Annotated in this window: 18 protein-coding genes; all 18 read right to left on the bottom strand. The window is 40.7% G+C overall.

The genetic code is table 11. The features are described from left to right. Positions 1 to 588: 588 nt before the first annotated feature. The 18 genes from MKY51_RS04820 to MKY51_RS04735 all read right to left on the bottom strand — a co-directional run bounded on the left by MKY51_RS04820 (position 589) and on the right by MKY51_RS04735 (position 20,337). The gene (locus MKY51_RS04820) at positions 589 to 4,500 is read right to left on the bottom strand and encodes a PolC-type DNA polymerase III (RefSeq protein WP_339175593.1); all 3,912 of its coding nucleotides are present in this window, start codon (positions 4,498 to 4,500) and stop codon (positions 589 to 591) included. A 109-nt stretch (positions 4,501 to 4,609) separates the two neighbouring features. Beyond that, entirely contained in the window at positions 4,610 to 6,316 is a 1,707-nt protein-coding gene (locus tag MKY51_RS04815; protein WP_339175592.1) for a proline--tRNA ligase, read from the bottom strand. 209 nt (positions 6,317 to 6,525) lie between these two features. Next, complete coding sequence (rseP, locus tag MKY51_RS04810; protein WP_339175590.1) at positions 6,526 to 7,782, bottom strand: RIP metalloprotease RseP; 1,257 nt, start codon at positions 7,780 to 7,782, stop codon at positions 6,526 to 6,528. Positions 7,783 to 7,922: 140 nt separating this feature from the next. After that, positions 7,923 to 9,068 (bottom strand): 1-deoxy-D-xylulose-5-phosphate reductoisomerase, encoded by a 1,146-nt coding sequence (dxr, locus tag MKY51_RS04805; RefSeq protein WP_339175589.1) that lies wholly within the window; start codon positions 9,066 to 9,068, stop codon positions 7,923 to 7,925. A gap of 22 nt (positions 9,069 to 9,090) precedes the next feature. Further along, entirely contained in the window at positions 9,091 to 9,888 is a 798-nt protein-coding gene (locus tag MKY51_RS04800; protein WP_339175588.1) for a phosphatidate cytidylyltransferase, read from the bottom strand. Next, positions 9,885 to 10,679, bottom strand: a complete 795-nt coding sequence (locus MKY51_RS04795; protein ID WP_339175587.1) for an isoprenyl transferase — start codon at positions 10,677 to 10,679, stop codon at positions 9,885 to 9,887. The genes MKY51_RS04800 and MKY51_RS04795 overlap by 4 nt, the downstream gene beginning before the upstream one ends. A gap of 349 nt (positions 10,680 to 11,028) precedes the next feature. After that, positions 11,029 to 11,586: a ribosome recycling factor gene (gene frr / locus MKY51_RS04790; RefSeq protein ID WP_339175585.1), complete on the bottom strand. Its 558-nt coding sequence runs from the start codon at positions 11,584 to 11,586 to the stop codon at positions 11,029 to 11,031. Further along, positions 11,586 to 12,311, bottom strand: a complete 726-nt coding sequence (gene pyrH, locus MKY51_RS04785; protein WP_339175584.1) for a UMP kinase — start codon at positions 12,309 to 12,311, stop codon at positions 11,586 to 11,588. Before pyrH ends, frr begins: the two co-directional genes overlap by 1 nt. Before the next feature lie 161 nt (positions 12,312 to 12,472). Then, on the bottom strand, positions 12,473 to 13,357 hold the full coding sequence (tsf, locus tag MKY51_RS04780; protein ID WP_339175582.1) for a translation elongation factor Ts: 885 nt from the start codon (positions 13,355 to 13,357) through the stop codon (positions 12,473 to 12,475). A gap of 159 nt (positions 13,358 to 13,516) precedes the next feature. Beyond that, positions 13,517 to 14,239, bottom strand: a complete 723-nt coding sequence (rpsB, locus tag MKY51_RS04775; protein ID WP_079525262.1) for a 30S ribosomal protein S2 — start codon at positions 14,237 to 14,239, stop codon at positions 13,517 to 13,519. Between the two features lie 159 nt (positions 14,240 to 14,398). Further along, on the bottom strand, positions 14,399 to 14,950 hold the full coding sequence (locus MKY51_RS04770) for a hypothetical protein (protein ID WP_339175580.1): 552 nt from the start codon (positions 14,948 to 14,950) through the stop codon (positions 14,399 to 14,401). 11 nt (positions 14,951 to 14,961) lie between these two features. Continuing rightward, entirely contained in the window at positions 14,962 to 15,273 is a 312-nt protein-coding gene (locus tag MKY51_RS04765) for an RNA polymerase subunit sigma (protein ID WP_339175579.1), read from the bottom strand. A gap of 12 nt (positions 15,274 to 15,285) precedes the next feature. After that, a complete protein-coding gene (locus MKY51_RS04760) occupies positions 15,286 to 16,056 on the bottom strand; it encodes a FliA/WhiG family RNA polymerase sigma factor (RefSeq protein ID WP_079525256.1) in 771 nt (256 codons plus the stop codon). A gap of 143 nt (positions 16,057 to 16,199) precedes the next feature. Then, complete coding sequence (locus tag MKY51_RS04755) at positions 16,200 to 16,568, bottom strand: multidrug transporter (RefSeq protein WP_339175578.1); 369 nt, start codon at positions 16,566 to 16,568, stop codon at positions 16,200 to 16,202. Continuing rightward, positions 16,568 to 17,071 carry a chemotaxis protein CheD gene (locus MKY51_RS04750; RefSeq protein WP_339175577.1) on the bottom strand — a complete coding sequence of 168 codons (504 nt, stop codon included), beginning with the start codon at positions 17,069 to 17,071 and terminating at the stop codon, positions 16,568 to 16,570. Before MKY51_RS04750 ends, MKY51_RS04755 begins: the two co-directional genes overlap by 1 nt. After that, entirely contained in the window at positions 17,068 to 17,706 is a 639-nt protein-coding gene (locus MKY51_RS04745) for a chemotaxis protein CheC (RefSeq protein ID WP_339175576.1), read from the bottom strand. The genes MKY51_RS04750 and MKY51_RS04745 overlap by 4 nt, the downstream gene beginning before the upstream one ends. 64 nt (positions 17,707 to 17,770) lie before the next feature. Next, positions 17,771 to 18,217, bottom strand: coding sequence for a chemotaxis protein CheW (locus MKY51_RS04740; protein WP_339175575.1), 447 nt, complete (start codon positions 18,215 to 18,217; stop codon positions 17,771 to 17,773). 20 nt (positions 18,218 to 18,237) lie between these two features. Next, positions 18,238 to 20,337, bottom strand: a complete 2,100-nt coding sequence (locus tag MKY51_RS04735) for a chemotaxis protein CheA (protein ID WP_339175574.1) — start codon at positions 20,335 to 20,337, stop codon at positions 18,238 to 18,240. Positions 20,338 to 20,353 lie beyond the last annotated feature (16 nt).

Below are 20,353 nucleotides of genomic sequence, written 5' to 3'. Positions count from 1 at the left end.
GTTTGACTATGCCCCTTCGCTCCACATCCATTACAGATGCTTCAATACTACTACGGGCTGCTGCCAGCTACTTTAAGAAGGTCATTTCCTACCTTCAAGACTTCATTTGGCTCCTCCATCTGTCTAATAGCCTTCACACGTTCCATATAAAACTATCCCTTCATATGATTGCCTTAGGTACTCTCTCTGACCCGTCACCTAGTACAGCAAAAGCAGGTTACTTGCTGTTCCGAATACCCTACGAATGGATAAACACAGTCACACCCCCAAAAGATAGGATGACCGCAGATGAGCTACTGCACGCAGTAGTCTCCACTTCTCAGTGAAGCTGTCCTCACGAGCCTTTCCCCACGAGAGTTCGTCGCCTTACCATAGCAATTTTTATAGGACCCCCACCTCTACACACATCTACGTGTTATGCTTTCGAGATGACTTTAGCGAGCTCTCTGACTTTTCCTTTGTGAGAAATTTCAAGCCAGTCGCAGTGCTTAGGGTGTTTCACTACTTCCTGTTAGTAGTGGAAAGGGATTTCACCTTTCGAATCGTTTTATATAGTTCTCAAATAAGTAATTACTTATTGGGGCAGTTTTATCCAACATTTCTGTTAGGGTTGTGCTGCCAACGTGTCGCACCTTTCGGGAACATGTACTTAATCTTTTTACATGAATCGATATACCATTCCGGCACTTTCTTCGCACGCATCTCCGCTTCCATCTCATCTGTTAACCCTTTACCTTTACGGACAGACTCCATAATTTTAAAGGCAAACGACGGGTCCAAATCCTGATAAATTAAATAAACCATAATATCGTCACGACAGCCGATTACTTCTTTCAATACACAAGTGCCGTCTTTAATCAGTTCCTGTGCATTTCCAAGCCATACGTCTGTACCATGTGACAGTCCTGAAATCTGAACAAGTTCACTGAATGTTGAGGGTTTCGTTTCTTCAAGCATTTGACGTACGAATTTTGTCCCGAACTCCGGAATTCCGAGCGTTCCTGTTTTCGTACCAATTTGCTTTTCCGTTACACCGAGCGATTCCGGCGTACTGAAAATCTTCATAACAATCGGGTCGTCTGTCGGGATTGTTTTCGGATCGATTCCGGATAAATCCTGCAGCATACGAATTACAGTCGGATCATCGTGTCCAAGAATATCGAGCTTTAAAATATTATCGTGAATCGAGTGGAAGTCGAAATGGGTTGTTTTCCATTCCGAATCCTGGGCATCCGCCGGGAACTGTACTGGCGAGAAGTCGTATATATCCATATAATCCGGTACTACGATAATGCCCCCCGGGTGTTGTCCGGTTGTACGTTTTACCCCTGTACATCCTTGCACAAGTCGGTCCACTTCCGCATTTCGGTAAGTGATGCCATTGTCGCTTCCGTATCCTTTTACATAACCGTATGCTGTCTTTTCAGCGACCGTACCGATCGTTCCTGCACGGAATACATAATCCTCACCGAACAGCACTTTCGTATAGTTATGCGCCTGTGGCTGATATTCACCGGAGAAGTTCAAATCGATATCAGGTACCTTATCTCCTTTGAATCCTAGGAACGTTTCGAACGGGATATCCTGGCCGTCTTTTTTATACGGCGCACCACATTCCGGACATTGTTTGTTCGGTAAGTCATAGCCTGAGGCAACCGAACCATCCGCGATAAACTCAGAATGCTTGCACTTAGGACAAACATAATGCGGCGGCAGCGGATTTACTTCTGTAATTTCCATGAATGTCGCAACGAGGGATGACCCTACGGAACCACGGGAACCTACTAAGTATCCGTCAGCAAGCGATTTTTTTACAAGCTTGGCAGAGATCAGGTAAATTACCCCGAACCCGTGCCCTAAAATGGATTTCAGTTCTTTATCAATGCGGGCCTGGACAATTTCCGGTAAATTTTCGCCGTAAATGCTATGGGCCATTTCATAAGTCAGATTCGTTACTTCATCATCCGAGCCTTCAATCTTCGGCGTATATAAATCATCCTTGATCGGTTTTACATCGCCAATCATATCTGCGACAAGCTGTGTATTTGTCACAACAATTTCCTTCGCCAAATCCGGACCTAAAAAGTCAAATTCCTTCAGCATTTCATCTGTTGTCCGGAAATGGACTTTCGGTAAAGGATTCCGGTTTAACGGGTTTGCCCCGCCCATTGAGCCAACAAGAATTTGACGGAACTTCGCATCGGTTTCATGCAGGTAGTGAACATTTCCTGTAGCTACAACCGGCAAGTTCAGCTTTTTGCCAAGCTTGACGATACGGCGGATAATGTCTTCCAATGCCCATTCATCATGGACCGTACCGCCATCCACCAGTGGCGAATAGACCGGTTTCGGCATTACTTCCAAATAGTCATAGAATTTTGCGATACGCTCGGCTTCTTCCTGCGTTTTATTCATCATTGTTTCAAACAGCTCACCATTCGAGCAACCGGAGCCAACGATTAAACCTTGGCGTAGTTTCTGCAAATCGGAGCGTCGAATACGTGGTACACGGTAAAATGTTTCCGTATGCGAAATCGAAATTAACTTAAACAGATTTTTTAGTCCCGCGTCATCTACCGCCAAAATTGTACAGTGACTTGGGCGTGACTGTTTATACCCTTCTTCACCGCCGACATGGTCATTCATTTCAATCAGGTTTTTAATACCTAAATCTGCAGCCTGTTTCAGTAAATGCAGGAAAAGCTCACCCGTTGCTTCCGTATCATAGATGGCACGGTGATGCTGGGTCAGTTCGATATTGTATTTTTTCGTTAATGTTTTTAAGTTATGCGTTTTTTGCCCTGGGTTCACAAAACGGGATAATTCGACCGTATCGATACCCGGGTGGCGAACTTCTATACCGGCATTTTTGTAGGCAACATATAGGAAGCCTAAGTCGAACGATGCATTATGCGCAACAACTACGCCATCGCCGATAAAGTCATGGAATTCGCGGATAACATCATTCAGCTCTGGTGCATTGACGAGCATATCGTCGGTAATATGTGTCAGCTCGATAATCTTTGCAGTTAATTTACGATGCGGGTTTGAGAAACGTTCAAATGTATCAATAACTTGACCATTTTTTATTTTAACGGCCGCCAGCTCGATAATTGTGTCATACACATTTGAAAAGCCGGTTGTTTCTACGTCAAATACGACATACGTAGCATCTTCAAGATCCACATCAATCGGATCATAAACAATTGGTTTTCCGTCATCAACCAAGTTTGCTTCCACGCCGTAAATGACTTTAATGCCATTTTTCTTACCGGCAGCATATGCTTCAGGGAATGCCTGAACAACAGCGTGGTCAGTTACCGCAATCGCAGGATGACCCCATTTGGCTGCTTGAGCGACAAGCTTATCGACAGATGTCATTGCATCCATCTGACTCATCGGTGTATGCAGGTGGAGCTCAACACGCTTTTCGCCTTCCGGAGCATGGTCTTTTTTAGGTTCACGCTTGATTTCATTGATGTCTTTTACCATCATGACTAAATCGCGGGCAAATGTATCAAGCTGAATGGATCCGCGTACACGTACCCACATTCCTTTGCTCATCTGCTTCATCTTCACGACATCCTCGTCCCCGTTTGAGAACATTTTGACCATTAGCGAATCGGTGTAGTCGGAAATTTTAAATTCAAGCAATGATCGTCCGCTTCGCAGTTCTTTAATGTCACATGCAAAAATAAACCCTTCCAGTACAATCGAACGTTCTTCTTCCAGTACTGTACGGATTTCGACTGGATCCGGATTTTTAATAAGAGCACCAATCTGGAACGGTGTATCTCCATTGGAAACAGCACCAGGATTGGCCGCCTTCTCTTTTTCACGCGACGCAAAATCGGCCATCGCCTGTTTGGACAGTCGCTCTTCCTCTTCTTGGCGTTGCTGATAAAATGCTTCTTGCTGGGCGATAAATTCATCATTTTCCTCTACAAGCTGGAATTCAAGCGGAATATGAGGGAAACCGAATGTTTTGTACGACTCGGCAATTTTATCTGTATACTTCGCTTTTAATGATAAATACTCGACTTCGAGCATCGATGTCACAATCAGCTTATGCCCTGTCCATTTCGGTGTCTGTTTCGATAAATTGGCACGCAATAATGGCGACATTTCATCCAATTGCTCAACTACAACTTGCCAGTAATCCAAAATATGCTGCTCATTGACAACCGGATTATGTGATTCAATCGTCAGTAACACATTGGCTATAGGCGAGAATTTCTCGACCATCCGCATTCGCAGTAACTGATACACTTGGTACGGCAATATATTTTCTATTTTTATTTTAAAGTCCCAAATACGTTTCTTTTTATGAACCGTTACACGTTCGAGTGTTCCATTTTCAAAAAAGGACATATAGACATCGTCAGTCAATTCAAGCTGCTGTAACAATAGTAGGAATTTTTGTCTTCCTTCCTGTTTTGACAATTGTTTCACCCTTTCATCTTGCTGTTTCCATTGTAAGGCGAAGGGATCGATGGGCATAGAAAAATGCTCCGCTTTATTTAAAATAAGCGGTTCCTTCACTTTCAATGAAAAAGAAAAGAAAGTACAGTAAAAAATGTACTTTCCCGTTCTCTCTATCTTAATCTTACTAGTTTTGGCGGAAATATTCGTTTAAGCGATCGACTACTTCTTCTTTCGCCCATTCTGCAGATTCGCCTGTTGAACGGAATTTCACTTCCACAAGACCTTCCGAAGCTTTTTTACCTACTGTAATACGAACAGGTAATCCGATTAAATCTGCATCCGCAAATTTTACGCCGGCACGTTCTGCACGGTCATCATACAACACTTCGTAGCGGTATGATTTCAGTACACCATAAAGCTCGTCCGCTAATTGAACTTGTGCTTCGTCTTTCGTATTAACTGGTACCAGTTGCAAATCGTATGGTGCTAATTGTGCAGGCCATACAAATCCGTTTTCATCTTGGAAATGTTCTGCAACCGCAGCAAGTATACGAGAAACCCCGATACCGTAGCATCCCATAATATATGGTTGTGCTTTACCTTGCTCATCAAGGAATGTTGCATTTAGTTTTTCTGAATACGTTGTACCTAATTTGAAAATATGTCCAACTTCAATACCTTCAGCAAACTTAATGATCCCTTGACCGTCCGGTGATGGGTCACCCTGTTGGATGAAACGGATGTCTTCATAAGAGCTGATTGCGAAGTCGCGCTCCGGATTGACATTCAATAAATGGAATCCATCTTCGTTTGCACCTGCAACACCGTTACGGATTGATTTGATTGCGTTATCCGCAATAACCTTCACATTTACCGGTAATTTCACAGGACCGATTGAACCTGGTGCACAGCCTAGTAATTCTTTAATAGCTGCGTCTTCTGCCAATTCAACAGATGTAGCACCTAATGCATTTTTCAGTTTAATATCGTTAATTTCATGGTCACCACGTGCTAAAACAACAACCAATTCACCATCAATATCAAAAACTAGTGATTTGATCACATTTGAAGGTTCCACATTTAAAAATGCCGATACTTCTTCAATTGTTTTTTGGTCTGGTGTTTCAATCTTTTCGATGTCTTTCATCGGTGTAGTCGGTGCTGTATATTCTACAACAACCTCTGCCATTTCGATATTTGCCGCATAATCCGATGTATCCGAATAAGCGATTGTATCTTCCCCGATTTCAGAAAGTACCATGAATTCATGTGTACCTTTACCGCCAATTGTCCCTGCATCGGCAATTACAGCACGGAAGTTCAGGCCAAGACGTGTGAAGATATTTGAATATGCTTGGTACATATCATCGTATGTTGCATCAAGTGATTCACGTGATGAGTGGAAAGAATACGCATCTTTCATAATGAATTCACGTCCGCGCAGCAAACCGAAGCGTGGGCGTTTTTCATCACGGAATTTACTTTGGATTTGGAAAAGTGTTAACGGTAATTTTTTGTATGATTTAATTTCATCACGCACTAAAGTTGTAATTACTTCTTCATGTGTAGCACCTAGAGCGAAGTCACGGTCATGACGGTCTCTTAAACGCATAAGCTCCGGACCGTATGCTTCCCAGCGACCTGATTCCTGCCATAGCTCTGCTGGTTGCAATGCAGGCATTAATAGCTCGATTGAATTGATCGCTTCCATTTCTTCACGAATAATTTGTTCAATTTTTGATAATACTTTGCGCGCTAATGGTAAGTATGAATATACTCCTGCTGCATTTTGACGGATAAATCCGGCACGCAATAGCATGCGATGCGATTTCACGTCTGCATCGGATGGGTTTTCCCTTAATGTAGGGATAAACGTTTTGGTCTGTTTCATAAATAGTGCCACCTTTTTTATTTAAATTGCTACTTCTATAATACTAATCAAATTTAGCTTTGAACGCTAGTATTATTCATACAAAACGCTCAAAGCTGCCATTTTAAAACGTATTTTGTTTAAAAGAGATTCTACCTCTGACATAGGGTTGATTTCCATTGAGGGTCAATCAACCTGCTCGCCACCTAGTTAAATCATCTTAATTGTTTTTAGAAGAAGAATCGCTGGATATCATTCCATGTCACGACGACCATTAAGATCATCAGGAGGAGGATTCCGACGAAGTGAACCATACCTTCTTTTTGACGGTCGATCGGTTTTCCTCTTACTGCTTCAACAGCGAAGAATAGTAAACGGCCACCATCAAGTGCTGGTAATGGTAATAAGTTCATAATTCCTAAGTTGACGCTCAGCATTGCCGCAAAGTATAGAATATTATATAAACCGAAAGTTACGACCGTTTCAGTTGTTTTATAAATTCCTACCGGTCCTGATAAAGCGTCAATTGAGAATTGGCCGGTAACCAGTTTTCCGACAAGTTTTCCGATTGTAATAATCATGTTATACGTTTCTTCCACACCATACACTACGGCTTGTAATGGATTTTTTTCGATGGAACGCATAACACCGATTTGGCCATACGGTTGGCCGCCTTCTTGTTCCACAGCTTTCGGTGTAAGTTCAATGATTTCATTGCCCGCTGGACGTTCAACTTCGAATGTCACAGTTTTGTTCGGGTTATTGAAAATTTGCGTGGATAATTGTTCCCAAGTTGAAATCGGCTGACCGTTTACTTTGACAACCTTATCCCCATCAACCAAACCGGCACTGCTCGCAACAGAGTCGTCCACAACTTCGGCAATAATCGGTTCATCGGATGGAATCCCTTGAATCAGCCCGATAATCAGGAAGATGAAAAACGCTAAAATAAAGTTGAATAATGGACCTGCAAAAATGGCCATCGCACGAGCACCAACGGATTTTGAATTGAATTGGCGATCAAGCGGTGCAATCATCTGGTCCGTACCATTTTCAACGATGCTTGCTGTACGTGATACATTGTAGCGGATGAACTGATCATCCTCATCATAACCTTCAATCCAAAGTTCGCGTTCTAAATCCGCACGCTCCACTTCTAAAAAGATGACGTTCTGGTAATGTGTTTTTTGGTTGAGTATGATTTTTTCTACAATATTTTCTTCGTTCGTTATTAAAGCTACGCGGTAACCAGGCTGCAATTCTACCGTATCGGTATCTTCGCCGGCCATTCTTACATAACCGCCAATCGGCAATAATCGTAGCGTATAGACTGTTTCACCTTTCGTCATCCCAAAAATCTTCGGTCCCATACCAATCGCAAATTCACGCACCATAATGCCCGCTTTCTTTGCAAATAAGAAGTGACCTAGCTCATGGAAAAATACGAGTGAGCCAAAAATTAAAATAAAGGCTATAACTGTTTGCATAATCTCCCACCTTCATTGGAACTGAGCCGAGTATTATTTCGCTCAATCTTTTCTAGCAATCAAGCTCTTGAAAAAGGCACCGCTTGTACAAAGAGGGGATGTCCACCTTTTCGTTTTTCACGTCCGTTTTTCACACTTTACTATTTTACCATGCTTGCGACTGTTTTTCTCGTTTCACTGTCTACATGTAAAATAGTTGCTAAATCTGGCAAAGCGATATTGTTATGACTATTCATAATACGCTCAATACATTCTTCAATTTGTAAAAAAGTAATTTTTTCCTGTAAAAACAATGCAACAGCTGCCTCATTCGCCGCGTTCATTGCCGTTAAAATTGTACCGCCCATTCGCCCTGCATCATATGCAAGTTTTAATGCGCGGAAACGGTCAAAATCCACTTCCTTAAAATGAAGCTGTCCAATTTGGGCTAAATTTAAACGTTGGCCGTTTGAAAGCGGTAAACGGTCCGGGTAGCTAAGCGCATATTGGATCGGTACACGCATGTCCGGTGTTCCTAACTGTGCAATGACACTTGTATCCTCATATTCCACCATCGAGTGAATGATGCTTTCACGGTGCAGCAATACGTCGATATTGTCATAAGGCATATCAAACAGTACATGTGCCTCAATCACTTCAAGCCCTTTATTCATCATTGTCGCTGAGTCAATTGTAATTTTGGCTCCCATTGACCAGTTCGGATGATTCAGTGCATCTTTAACGGTTACTCCTACCAGCTCATCTCTTGTTTTATCACGGAATGAACCACCCGATGCCGTTAAAATAATACGCTCGATTCGTTTTTTATTTTCACCGTTCATCGATTGGAAAATAGCTGAATGCTCACTGTCTACCGGTAAGATCGGGGCATTGTATTTTTTCGCTTCCGCCATGACAAGATGGCCGGCTGTTACAAGTGTTTCTTTATTGGCAATGGCAATTGTTTTCCCCATACGGATTGCAGCGAGTGTCGATTCCAGTCCAACGCTGCCTAATACCGCATTGATAAGCACTGTCGAATCCGGATGTGTCGCAACTTCGACCAATCCTTTTTCGCCATATGTAAAGGAAACATGCGGGAACTCTTTTTGTAAAATGCCTGCCGCTTCCTCCGTTTGCATTGAAACTAATTCTGGTTGAAGTTTTTCTATAATTTCGCGGGACTTTTCAATATTTTGTCCGGCTGAAAATGCAACAAGCTTAAATTCGTTCGGATTTGCAAGTAAAATATCAAAAGTCTGCCATCCGATGGAACCTGTTGCACCTAATAAACTAATTTTTTTCACAATGATACGTCCCTTCTATGTCCTAGGAAAAGAAATGCAAAAAATGCAGTAATGGTACGACAAATAGTAAACTGTCAAAGCGGTCCAAAATACCGCCGTGTCCTGGAAGAATATTACCCGAATCTTTGACACCATAATGTCGTTTAATAGCCGATTCGACTAAATCGCCCATTTGACCAATAATCGATGCAATAATTGTTACAACGATTAATTGCAGCCAGCTTGATGCAAAAGGATACGTAAGCTGCATCGCAATCGCGAAAATAACTGCAATAACAATCCCGCCAATAAAACCTTCCACTGTTTTTTTCGGCGAAATTTCCGGCCATAATTTATTTTTCCCTAATTTGCGTCCAACAAAATAGGCACCGGAATCTGTTGTCCATACGACTAATAGCACAAACACGACATATTCCAAACCGATAAAACGTGTTTCGATAAAATAATGGAAACCAAGGCCGACATATAATGCCCCTAGCACGATGAAACCAATTTCATCAAACGTCATTTTATTTTTTACAAGTACAATATAAATCAGCAGTAATATCGCGATTCCATATACGATCATCAATAATGAATCATATTGGAAAAATTCAACGATTTTCAGTGACCAATCATTTGGTACAACCAATACGAATAATGCAAGTGTACCAATAATACCTGGAACAGATGCAATTGAAATTCCTTTCATTTTCAGCAATTCATAGAAACCAATGGCTGCGATAATACTCATTAAAATCGCAAATGGCGTTCCTCCATAAATTACGAATGGAATAAATAATGCTGCAGCAATTACTCCGGTAATGATGCGTTGTTTCAACTTGTTCCTTCTCCTTTCAGCCCCCCATAACGGCGGTTACGGTTTTGATACACAGAGATTGCCTCTTTTAAGCAAGCTTCGTCAAAATCCGGCCAATGCGTATCAGTGAACCAAAATTCCGTATAGGCAAGCTGCCATAGCATAAAGTTACTTATGCGCACTTCACCACTCGTGCGAATTAATAAATCGGGTTCAGGTAAATGAGCCGTCATTACATACTGGGAAATATGTTGTTCATTTAATTCGTCAATTGTAAGGTTTCCTGCTTCTACCTCTTTCAGAAGCTTTTGCATCGCCATTACAATTTCAGCACGCCCACCGTAATTCATCGCAAAGTTTAAGACTAACCCTGTATTCCCTGCAGTCGCCTCCATAGCCTTTTTTAAAGCAGATTGGGTATATTCCGGCAATGAATCCATCACACCGATCATTTCTACTTTAATATTTCGCTCCATCAGCTCTGGTAAAAAGGAATTTAAAAATTGCTCTGGTAAACGCATTAAAAATTCCACTTCTGATTTAGGACGCTTCCAGTTTTCCGTTGAAAACGCATAGAGCGTCAATACTTCTACTCCTAAATCACAAGCGCAACGTGTTATTTTTCGAACTGTTTTCATTCCTTCATGATGCCCTGCAACTCGAGGCATTGAACGTTTTTTTGCCCAACGTCCATTTCCGTCCATAATAATTGCAATATGGGTCGGGATATCCTCTCCCTTAACTAAGTCCACATTTTCACTACTGAATGATTGTTCTTTATTTGTATTTTTCCCAAAAAGTTTTTTAAACATAGTTAATACCCCCAACTGCACAAATCGGACTGTTTCCTTTTTTATCATATCAAAAAAGGGATAGCCTGTCCTTTTTATATAATGAACTTCTTTAGTATCTTAAAGAATAATTGTGCTTCTTTTAATCTTTCATATGTATTTTTTCCACAAATTATACTTTCAATTAGGGGGAACGGGTTCATGTGCATGTTTTTTGCTACAGCTATATTTCCCTAACAAATTTAAATTTTATCTATTATTGTAAAAAAAACGCCCTTATTAGCAGGACGTTTTAATCCATGTAAAGTTCATACATCGCCAGAAAAAGATTTCGCGCTAATGTGATCCACCAGCGCGAAGCAAATTAAAATTAAACTGTTAAAATTTCTTTTTCTTTTTCTTTCACTAACTCTTCAATTTTAACGATTGAGTTGTCTGTTAGTTTTTGGATGTCATCGTTGAAGCCGCGTAGTTCGTCTTCTGTGATTTCACCGTTCTTTTCTAATTTTTTCAGGTCATCGTTTGCATCACGGCGCACGTTACGTACAGCAACTTTTGCGTCTTCCGCTTCTTTTTTCACCTGTTTTACTAATTCTTTACGACGCTCTTCAGTTAATGCCGGTACAGCTAAACGAATGACATTACCGTCATTTGTCGGTGTAATCCCGATATCTGAACGCATAATCGCTTTTTCGATTTCACCTAAGATTGATTTATCATAAGGCTGAATAACTAAAAGGCGTGCTTCCGGTACAGAAATACCTGCCATTTGGTTGATCGGTGTTGGAGAACCATAGTAGTCCACCATAATACGATCCAATAGTGAAGCATTTGCTACACCTGCACGAATTGAAGCTAATTCACGTGAGAAAGCATTAATTGATTTTGTCATTTTTTCTTTTGCCTGATTTAATACTTGTTGTGTCATTACGCATCTCTCCTAACAACTGTTCCAATATTTTCGCCTAATGCGGCACGTTTAATATTACCTGGTTCTGATAAGTTGAAAACGACAAGCTTGATATCATTATCCATACATAATGTCGAAGCTGTAGAATCCATTACTTGTAAACCTTGCTGAATAACGTCTAAATACGTAAGTGTGTCATACTTAACTGCTTCAGAATCTAATTTTGGATCTGCAGAATAAACGCCATCCACATTATTTTTCGCCATTAAAATTGCATCTGCATTAATTTCTGCGGCACGTAAAGCTGCTGTAGTATCTGTCGAGAAGTATGGGTTACCTGTTCCCGCAGCAAAGATTACAACACGCGCTTTTTCCAGATGGCGAACTGCTTTACGTCGAATATATGGCTCTGCAACTTGTGTCATAACGATTGATGATTGAACACGTGTAGGAACACCCAGATTTTCCAATGAATCCTGTAATGCAAGTGCATTCATCACTGTTCCCAACATCCCCATATAATCTGCATTGGCACGTTCCATACCCATTTCAGCGCCGATTTTACCGCGCCAAATGTTGCCTCCGCCGACAACTAATGCGACCTCTACACCTAAGTCGATAACTTCTTTAATTTCTGCAGCGATCGATTTAATAACATCCGGTGAGAAACCGAAGCCTAATTCTCCAGCTAATGCTTCCCCGCTAAGTTTAATAACTACTCGTTTGTACTCTGACACACCCATAGTAGACCTCCGTTACTCATTTATTTAAAAGGAAATACGACGTAATTTTTATGTATCGTACTTCGCTTCATTCAAAAATAGATTTCTTTAAAAATAGGGAACACGCAAATGGTGCTCCCTACTGTTTGCTTAAATTAGTGTTAATTTAAGTTGTAATTTAATTAGTTACCTTTAACTTGGCTCATTACTTCTTCAGCGAAGTTATCTTCACGCTTTTCGATACCTTCACCAACTGCATAACGAGTGAAGCTTGTTACAGTAGCATTTAATGAGTTTACGAAGTCGCGTACTTTTTGATCTGAGTTTTTAACGAAAGCTTGGTCTAATAAACATACGTCTTCGAAGTATTTACCAAGACGGCCTTCTACCATTTTCGCTACGATGTTTTCTGGTTTACCTTCGTTTAACGCTTGCTCAGTTAATACTTTGCGCTCACGTTCTACTTCGTCAGCAGAAACTTCGTCACGAGAAATGTAAGTTGGGTTGATTGCAGCGATATGCATAGCGATATCTTTTGCAGCAGCAACGTCAGTAGAACCTTCAAGAACTACTAATACACCAATACGTCCGCCCATGTGTAAGTAAGAACCGAATGCATCTGCATCAGTTTTTGTTTTGATTTCGAAACGACGTAATGAGATTTTTTCACCGATTGTAGCAGTAGCTGTAGAAATTTGGTCAGCGATTTTCACGCCGTCTTTTTCTAATTCTAAAGCAGCTTCTACTGATTCTGGTTTCGCAGCTAATAATTGCTCTGCTAAAGAAGAAACTAAAATTTGGAACTTGTCGTTTTTCGCAACGAAGTCTGTTTCAGCGTTTACTTCTAAAAGAATCGCTTCATTACCGTTTTCTAAAATGTAAGTTGTACCTTCAGCAGCGATACGGTCAGCTTTTTTGCCAGCAGCAGCTAAACCTTTTTCACGTAGGAAATCGATTGCAGCGTCGATGTCACCTTCTGTTGATACTAATGCTTTTTTACAGTCCATCATACCTGCGCCTGTTTTTTCGCGTAATTCTTTTACTAATTGTGCAGTAATGTTTGCCATATTGAGTTTCCTCCTAAATATAATGAAAAAATTTATTTACACTATTTCATACTTTAAGCGATAAACCGCTATTTTTCAACGATTCATACATCTTCAAATTCATTTCTCAAAAAAAGGTGATAAGGGGTTCATCCACTTATCACCTTTTCTAACAGTGAATTACTCAGCTGTAGCTTCTTCTACTGCAGGAGCTTCTTCTTCACCTTGTTTAGCTTCTAATAAAGCGTCAGCCATTTTAGCAGTTAATAATTTAACCGCGCGGATAGCATCGTCGTTTGCAGGGATTACGTAATCAATTTCATCTGGATCACAGTTAGTGTCTACGATACCAACTAGAGGGATGTTTAATTTGATTGCTTCTGCAACTGCGATACGCTCTTTACGAGGGTCTACAACGAACATTACGTCCGGAATAGCTTTCATATCACGGATACCGCCTAAGAATTTAACTAAGCGCTCGTGCTCTTTTTTAAGTTGGATTACTTCTTTTTTAGGAAGTACAGCGAAAGTGCCGTCTTCTTCCATTTTTTCGATATCTTTCATACGTTGTACACGTTTTTGAATAGTACCGAAGTTAGTTAAAGTACCACCTAACCAACGTTGGTTGATGTAGTAGTTACCTGAACGTTCAGCTTCTTCTTTGATCGCTTCTTGTGCTTGTTTTTTCGTACCTACGAATAAAACTTTACCACCGTCTTGACCAACTTGACGCATGAAATCGTATGCTTCCTCTAATTTTTTAACCGTTTTTTGTAAATCGATAATGTAAATGCCGTTACGCTCTACGAAGATATATTTCTTCATTTTTGGGTTCCAACGGCGAGTTTGGTGACCGAAATGTACACCAGCTTCTAGTAATTGTTTCATTGAAATTACTGACATGAGTGTTTCCTCCTAATATGTTTGGTTTTTTTCCTCCGTATTTTTCATCTGCAACAAGCTACCCGTAGACTTACGAGCACCACTTACTACATCAAAATACGTGTGTATTGTTAACACCATTTGTAAATATATCATAATAGACTTTCAAGTGCAACTACTTTACGCATGAAACTTTACGAGGAGTTCAATTTCTGTTTTCCCGCGTTCCATCATTTTTGCAATTTCTTCAATTGTTTTTCCATTGCGGTAATGATGGATGACTTCCTGCTCGAACGTCATTTTCTCTTCTTGAACATCATTTTCTTCAGAAAGCGGTTCCGCTATTACTGTTGGTTCATCGTTTTTCTCCTCAACATGCTGCTGTGTTTTCTGTTTTTGATAGGCACTAGCTGCTTGCTTGACCGGAACGAATTTGCGCGGTTCTATTTCCTGTTCTTTTACCGGCTGCTCTTTTAAAGCGAGTGAAGACTCCTCTTTACGGGATGTTGCCTTTTTCTGAGGGACATCCGTTTTTTTCAACTCGCTGATTAGCCGGTCGTTTTCTTCTTTCATTTCCATTAAATATACACTTATCGCATTGTCCATTTCATTAATCAGTTCATTTTGGCGCTTTTCCAAATTCTTAAATTTAGAAAGTTTACTATATAAAAGAACAATTGCAAAAATCGTAATCATTTGGATAAGAAACAACGTAATTATAACTGCGATCATGTTGACTGCTCCTAGCCACTATAATCAAAAAGATTCCCTTTAAACGGGTGCTGCACTTTCTGATCTAGCTGTTCCTTATTTTTCTTGTTGTCCTGCATTTGCTCTTCCCCGCTTTGGGAAGCAGTTTCCTGCTCGTCATCATTGACTGTGTTCAAATGCTCTGTTTCATTGACGGATAATAGTTTGCGTTCCAATTCCCTGTTCAGTGCTTCGTTTGCATGCATTTGCTGCAGGATCGTGTTTTGTTGACGCTGATCCGCCATTTTCCCTGCCTCGAATGTTTTCGGAATCGCAATCTGCAACTCCAGACCTTTCAAGCTCATAACGCCGCCTCCTTACGTATTGATCATTTCCGAAGACAATAATTTACGTAATTTAAACAATGCTTTTGAGTGGATTTGCGAAATTCTTGATGTCGACAGTTCCAGTATTTCACCGATTTCGGTTAATGTTAATTCTTCCGAGTAGAACAGACTGATAACAAGCTGTTCTTTTTCATTCAGCTTTTTAATATTTTCAGCCAAATCGCCCAATAGCTCTACATGAACTGTTTGCTGCTCAGGTGTTTTCGTATTGTCATCACGGATAACAAAGGACTTGCCTTCCGATTCTTCCTGGTCCAGCTGCTCATTGATGGACAGCACATTCGAGAAAAAATGCTCCTGGAACGTTTGGTACACTTCTTCGACCGGCAAATTCATATGTGCTGCTACTTCTTCCGGTGTCGCATGGCGCATCAGCTTCTGCTCTAGTGATTCGATTTGCGATTCCAGCTTTTTTGCTTTTTCCCGCGCCGATCTTGGGAGCCAGTCCTCTTTACGTAAACCGTCGAGAATAGCACCGCGCACACGGAATGAGGCATACGTATCAAATTTTAAATCTCGGTTTATATCAAATTTATTCAACGCATCAAACAGCCCCATCATCCCAAGACTCATTAGGTCGTCTCTGGAAATGTTCTTCGGAAGCCCTACAGCAATACGCTGTACATGATATGATACGAGTGGTTTAAACTTTTTTATTAATAAATCGCCAGCTTCGGGATCACGGTTCTTTGTCCAACGAACCCATAATGATTGTTCGTCTCTATGCCTTTGTTCTGTCAAACATACCCACCCCTTTATTTGAAAAGTAACATTAATTGTCTTCATTATATCAAAAAGCCTTTTAATATACATTTAATCCAGTATTTCGACACAGTATTTCCTTATATTTCACTAAATAAAAAAGAGTCGGATTTACGACTCTTTTACCGTGAAAGGGATTCATCGCTTTGAAGCATCGAACGAACGACTTGTGCAATTTCTTCCGTATTCTCCTCTTCAACTTCCATTGCCGTATGTCCATTTTGCGGATCGGTCTCTGTTTTTGCCGTCTCTTTCGCAACTACAGCCAGTTCCTCTTCTGTCGGTAACATAACAGGTACTTCGGGTGTATAAAATACATAGCCGATGAAATAGCGGATCAGAAACATTAAACTAAATGCAATGACAGCAGCGACAAAAGCTGCACCGATCGTCGGCAGCGGCATCGCATAAGGATTTTGAATTGCAGCGATAAAATATACAGCGAATGAAAGTAGTGCTGCCCAAAAATTATAATATATTGAACCAAACATTAAATTTCACTCACTCCTTTATTGACAGTACGAACTTGAAGCATGCTCGTTTCAGGGTTAAATTCGATTGTACGACCGCTGTTTCCACCCGTGTCTTCAGCGACAAGCCGTATGCCCAGCTCTTTCAACTTCGCTTTTACAGCTTCCACATTTCTAGGTCCGATCCTCATGGAATCTTTATCTGACGTAAACTGGAACATTTGTGCGCCGCCCGCAATTTTTGCCTTCAACTTAAAGGGCTGCACACCTTCTTGTTTTAAAAGATCGACTAAAGCGGCAATTCCCGTATCGGCAAATTTTGCGGCATTCATTGTGGCCGTTCGATTTAAGCTGGAATCCGGCAGCATGACATGGACCATACCGGCAACTTTTTTGGAGTCGTCGTAAATGACTGCACCGACACAGGAACCTAATCCAGACGTACGAATCGTTTTAGGAATTTTCACGATATCCATTTGTGCAATGCCTACTTTAATCACTTCGTTTGAATTAATAACTATCATGTCGTAGGCACTCCTAATGCTTTAAAAATCGCTTCAAATGAATCGGGTTCAGGCAACAGGAAGAACTGTCCTTTTACCGCTTCATCATCAGACATCACTTCTTCATATATAGATGTGTTAATGACGATGACCGTATCACTTACTTGTGATAGTTCAATCAGTCCGATGCTAATAATCGCGCCAAACATATCAACACTTAGTCCCGGTACTGTCGGATAGATTTTAAGACCCGTAAAATCGGATAAGGCCGATAAATAAGAGCCGGATAAAATATTGCCCATTTCCTGCATCGCCGACAAGCCCAGTTCAGAATATGGTGGTGAGTGAAAGTCAAAAGTTTCGTCATGGATGAGACTTCGAATAAATCGGTTTGCCTGTTCAATCGGCAAAATGAAAAACATGCTTCCTTGAGCATCCCCTTCTATTCGAAGATAAATGCCGACAACAGCATTTTCCGAGCCGCCAGCGAGCTCCATCATTTCATTAAACGAGGCCATTTTCACATCGGGTACACGCATATCGATCTTTTTTCCCAATAAATTCGATAATGCTGTAGCCGCATGTGCAGCACCAATATTTCCGATTTCCTTTAATACATCTAAATGCATCGGCGTAATTTTTTCACTAAAGTTCATTTTCAATCCCTACTTTAATAGATTCCAGGCAAGCACGGCTTACCTGGAAAATTATTCATTGAAATTAATCTATCGGATTTAATACTTTATCTAAGTGAAGTAAAATTAATAAGCGGTTTTCCAATTTTGCGACACCTGCAATAAAATCTTCCTCTAGAGAGCCAACCACTTCCGGTTGCTGTTCAACGGAAGATGCATCAATGTCCAATACATCATTTGCTGAATCGACAATAAAACCGACTTCCATCGTTTCCAGTGTAATAATAATAATTCGGGTTGTTTCTTCGTTACCTGATACCGGCAAGTCAAAACGTTCACGTAAATCGATGACAGGCGTTACAACACCACGAAGATTAATGACACCTTTTACATAACGTTCTGTTTTCGGTACACGTGTAATATGCATTAACTTTTCGATTCCCTTTACGTGCGAAACAGGAATGGCATATTCTTTATCTGCTAATTGAAAAACAATTACTTTCAAGTTTTTTTGCTCTGTTGCATTCGTCATTCTTCACACCTCTTATCCTTTTACTTCATCAGTGCGTTACAGTCTACAATTAACGCCACTTTTCCGTTTCCTAAAATCGTTGCACCTGAAATCGCAAAGATATTCGTTAAGTAGTTACCTAATGATTTCAACACAATTTCCTGCTGACCGATAAATGAATCGACTACTAAACCAGCTAATTTATCGCCTTTGCGTACGATTACAACAGAATGGAAGCCATCATTTTTTTGTTCGGCACGCGGTACTTCAAAAATTTCTTCCAGGAATACAAGCGGCACAACTTTACCACGGAAATCGATTACTTTTTGATTATGAGCGTTCAAAATATCTGAATGACGGATAATCGATGTTTCAATAATAGATGATAACGGAATTGCATAAATTTCATTTTCGATTTCTACGAGCATCACTGAAATAATCGACAGTGTCAGCGGTAATTGAATTGAGAAGACCGACCCGACATTTTGAGTCGATTCAATCGAAATGTTGCCGCCTAATGATTCAATCGTTGTTTTCACAACGTCCAGACCGACACCACGGCCCGAAACATCTGAGATGACGTCGGCTGTTGAGAAACCGGAAGCCATAATCAACTCGTTGATCTGTTTGTCGGTCATTGTCAATGATTGCTCATGTGTAACAATTCCTTTAGACAATGCTTTTGCCAGCACTTTATCGCGGTTGATCCCTGCGCCGTCATCTTCAATTTCGATGAATACATAGTTCCCGCTATGATAAGCACGAAGTTCCACTGTTCCTTCTTCCGGTTTGCCTTTTGCACGGCGCACTTCAGGACTTTCAATTCCATGATCCACAGAGTTGCGGATCAAGTGAACTAACGGATCTCCAATTTCATCAATAACTGTGCGGTCAAGCTCTGTTTCTGCACCGACAATTTTAAGTTCGATTTTTTTATTCAAATCACGGGACAATTGGCGTACCATTTTCGGGAAACGGTTAAATACTGTATCTACCGGAACCATGCGCATCGTTAAAACGATATTTTGCAGATCTCCCATTGTACGGCTCATTCGTTCAACCGTTTCATTCAACTCCCCATGATTTACATCACCGGCGATCGATAAAAGACGGCCGCGATCGATTGCAAGTTCTTCAAACAAGTTCATTAGAATATCAAGACGTTCGATATTTACACGAATCGTTTTACTCGATGCATGCCCTGATTTACTATTGTTATTTTTAGCAGAAGCTGCTTTTTTAGGCTGTTCTTCAGAGACAGCAGTTACAGTTTCCTGTACTGCTGGCTGTTGCTGTACTTCTTCAGCAGGTACTTCAATTGCGGCAGTTTTCGTAACAAATACATCACGTTCGATTTTGTTGACAACAACGCGATCAACTTCCGATACTTTCATCAGCATCTTTTGCAAGTCTTCCGCTGGCTCTTTCGAAATAAAGGCTACATGGAATACACTATCAAACTGTTCTTCTTCCAGTTTATCTACCGTCGGAGTAGATTTGATGACATCCCCGTTTTTCTCCAGGATTTCGAATACCATGAATACACGAGCAGCTTTTAACAAGCAATCTTCACGCAAAGCAACTGTGATTTCATATGCATTAAATTCCTGTTCAGATGATTGAAGAATGACCGTTTTTTCAAAATCATCATAGGACAATTTCAATTCGGCTGTTTCAGCTGGCTGATTAGATTCATTCGCTACCATTGCAGCCGCAACTTCTTGCCCAGGTATTGGCTCTTCAGCAGATGCAGTTGCAGGTTCACCTGCTTCAATGCGCTTAAGCTTTTCGACAGTTGCTTGCACATTGCGTTTACCATCACCGCCATCTGCAATGTCGAATACCATTTCTTCTAAATGGTCGACAGATTCGAAAACGACATCCAAAATTTCAGCATTTACTTTGATTTTATCATTGCGGATTGCATCTAAAATATTTTCCATTTTATGTGTTAAGTCGGCTAAATCTTCAAAGCCCATTGTTGCTGCCATACCTTTTAAAGTATGTGCCGAACGGAAAATCTCTCCGACAATCGTTAAGTCTTCCGGATTTTTTTCCAATTCTAATAAGTGTTCACTGCACGCTTGTAAATGCTCTTTACTTTCTTCAATGAACATTTCCAAATATTGATTTAATTCCATTTAGAGGGCACCCCTT

The organism is Solibacillus sp. FSL R5-0691 (genome assembly GCF_037974225.1).
In the GTDB taxonomy this organism is placed as follows: Bacteria; Bacillota; Bacilli; order Bacillales_A; family Planococcaceae; genus Solibacillus.
Note: the sequence above shows the minus strand (reverse complement) of the source record. Positions and strands in the feature narration are given on the sequence as shown.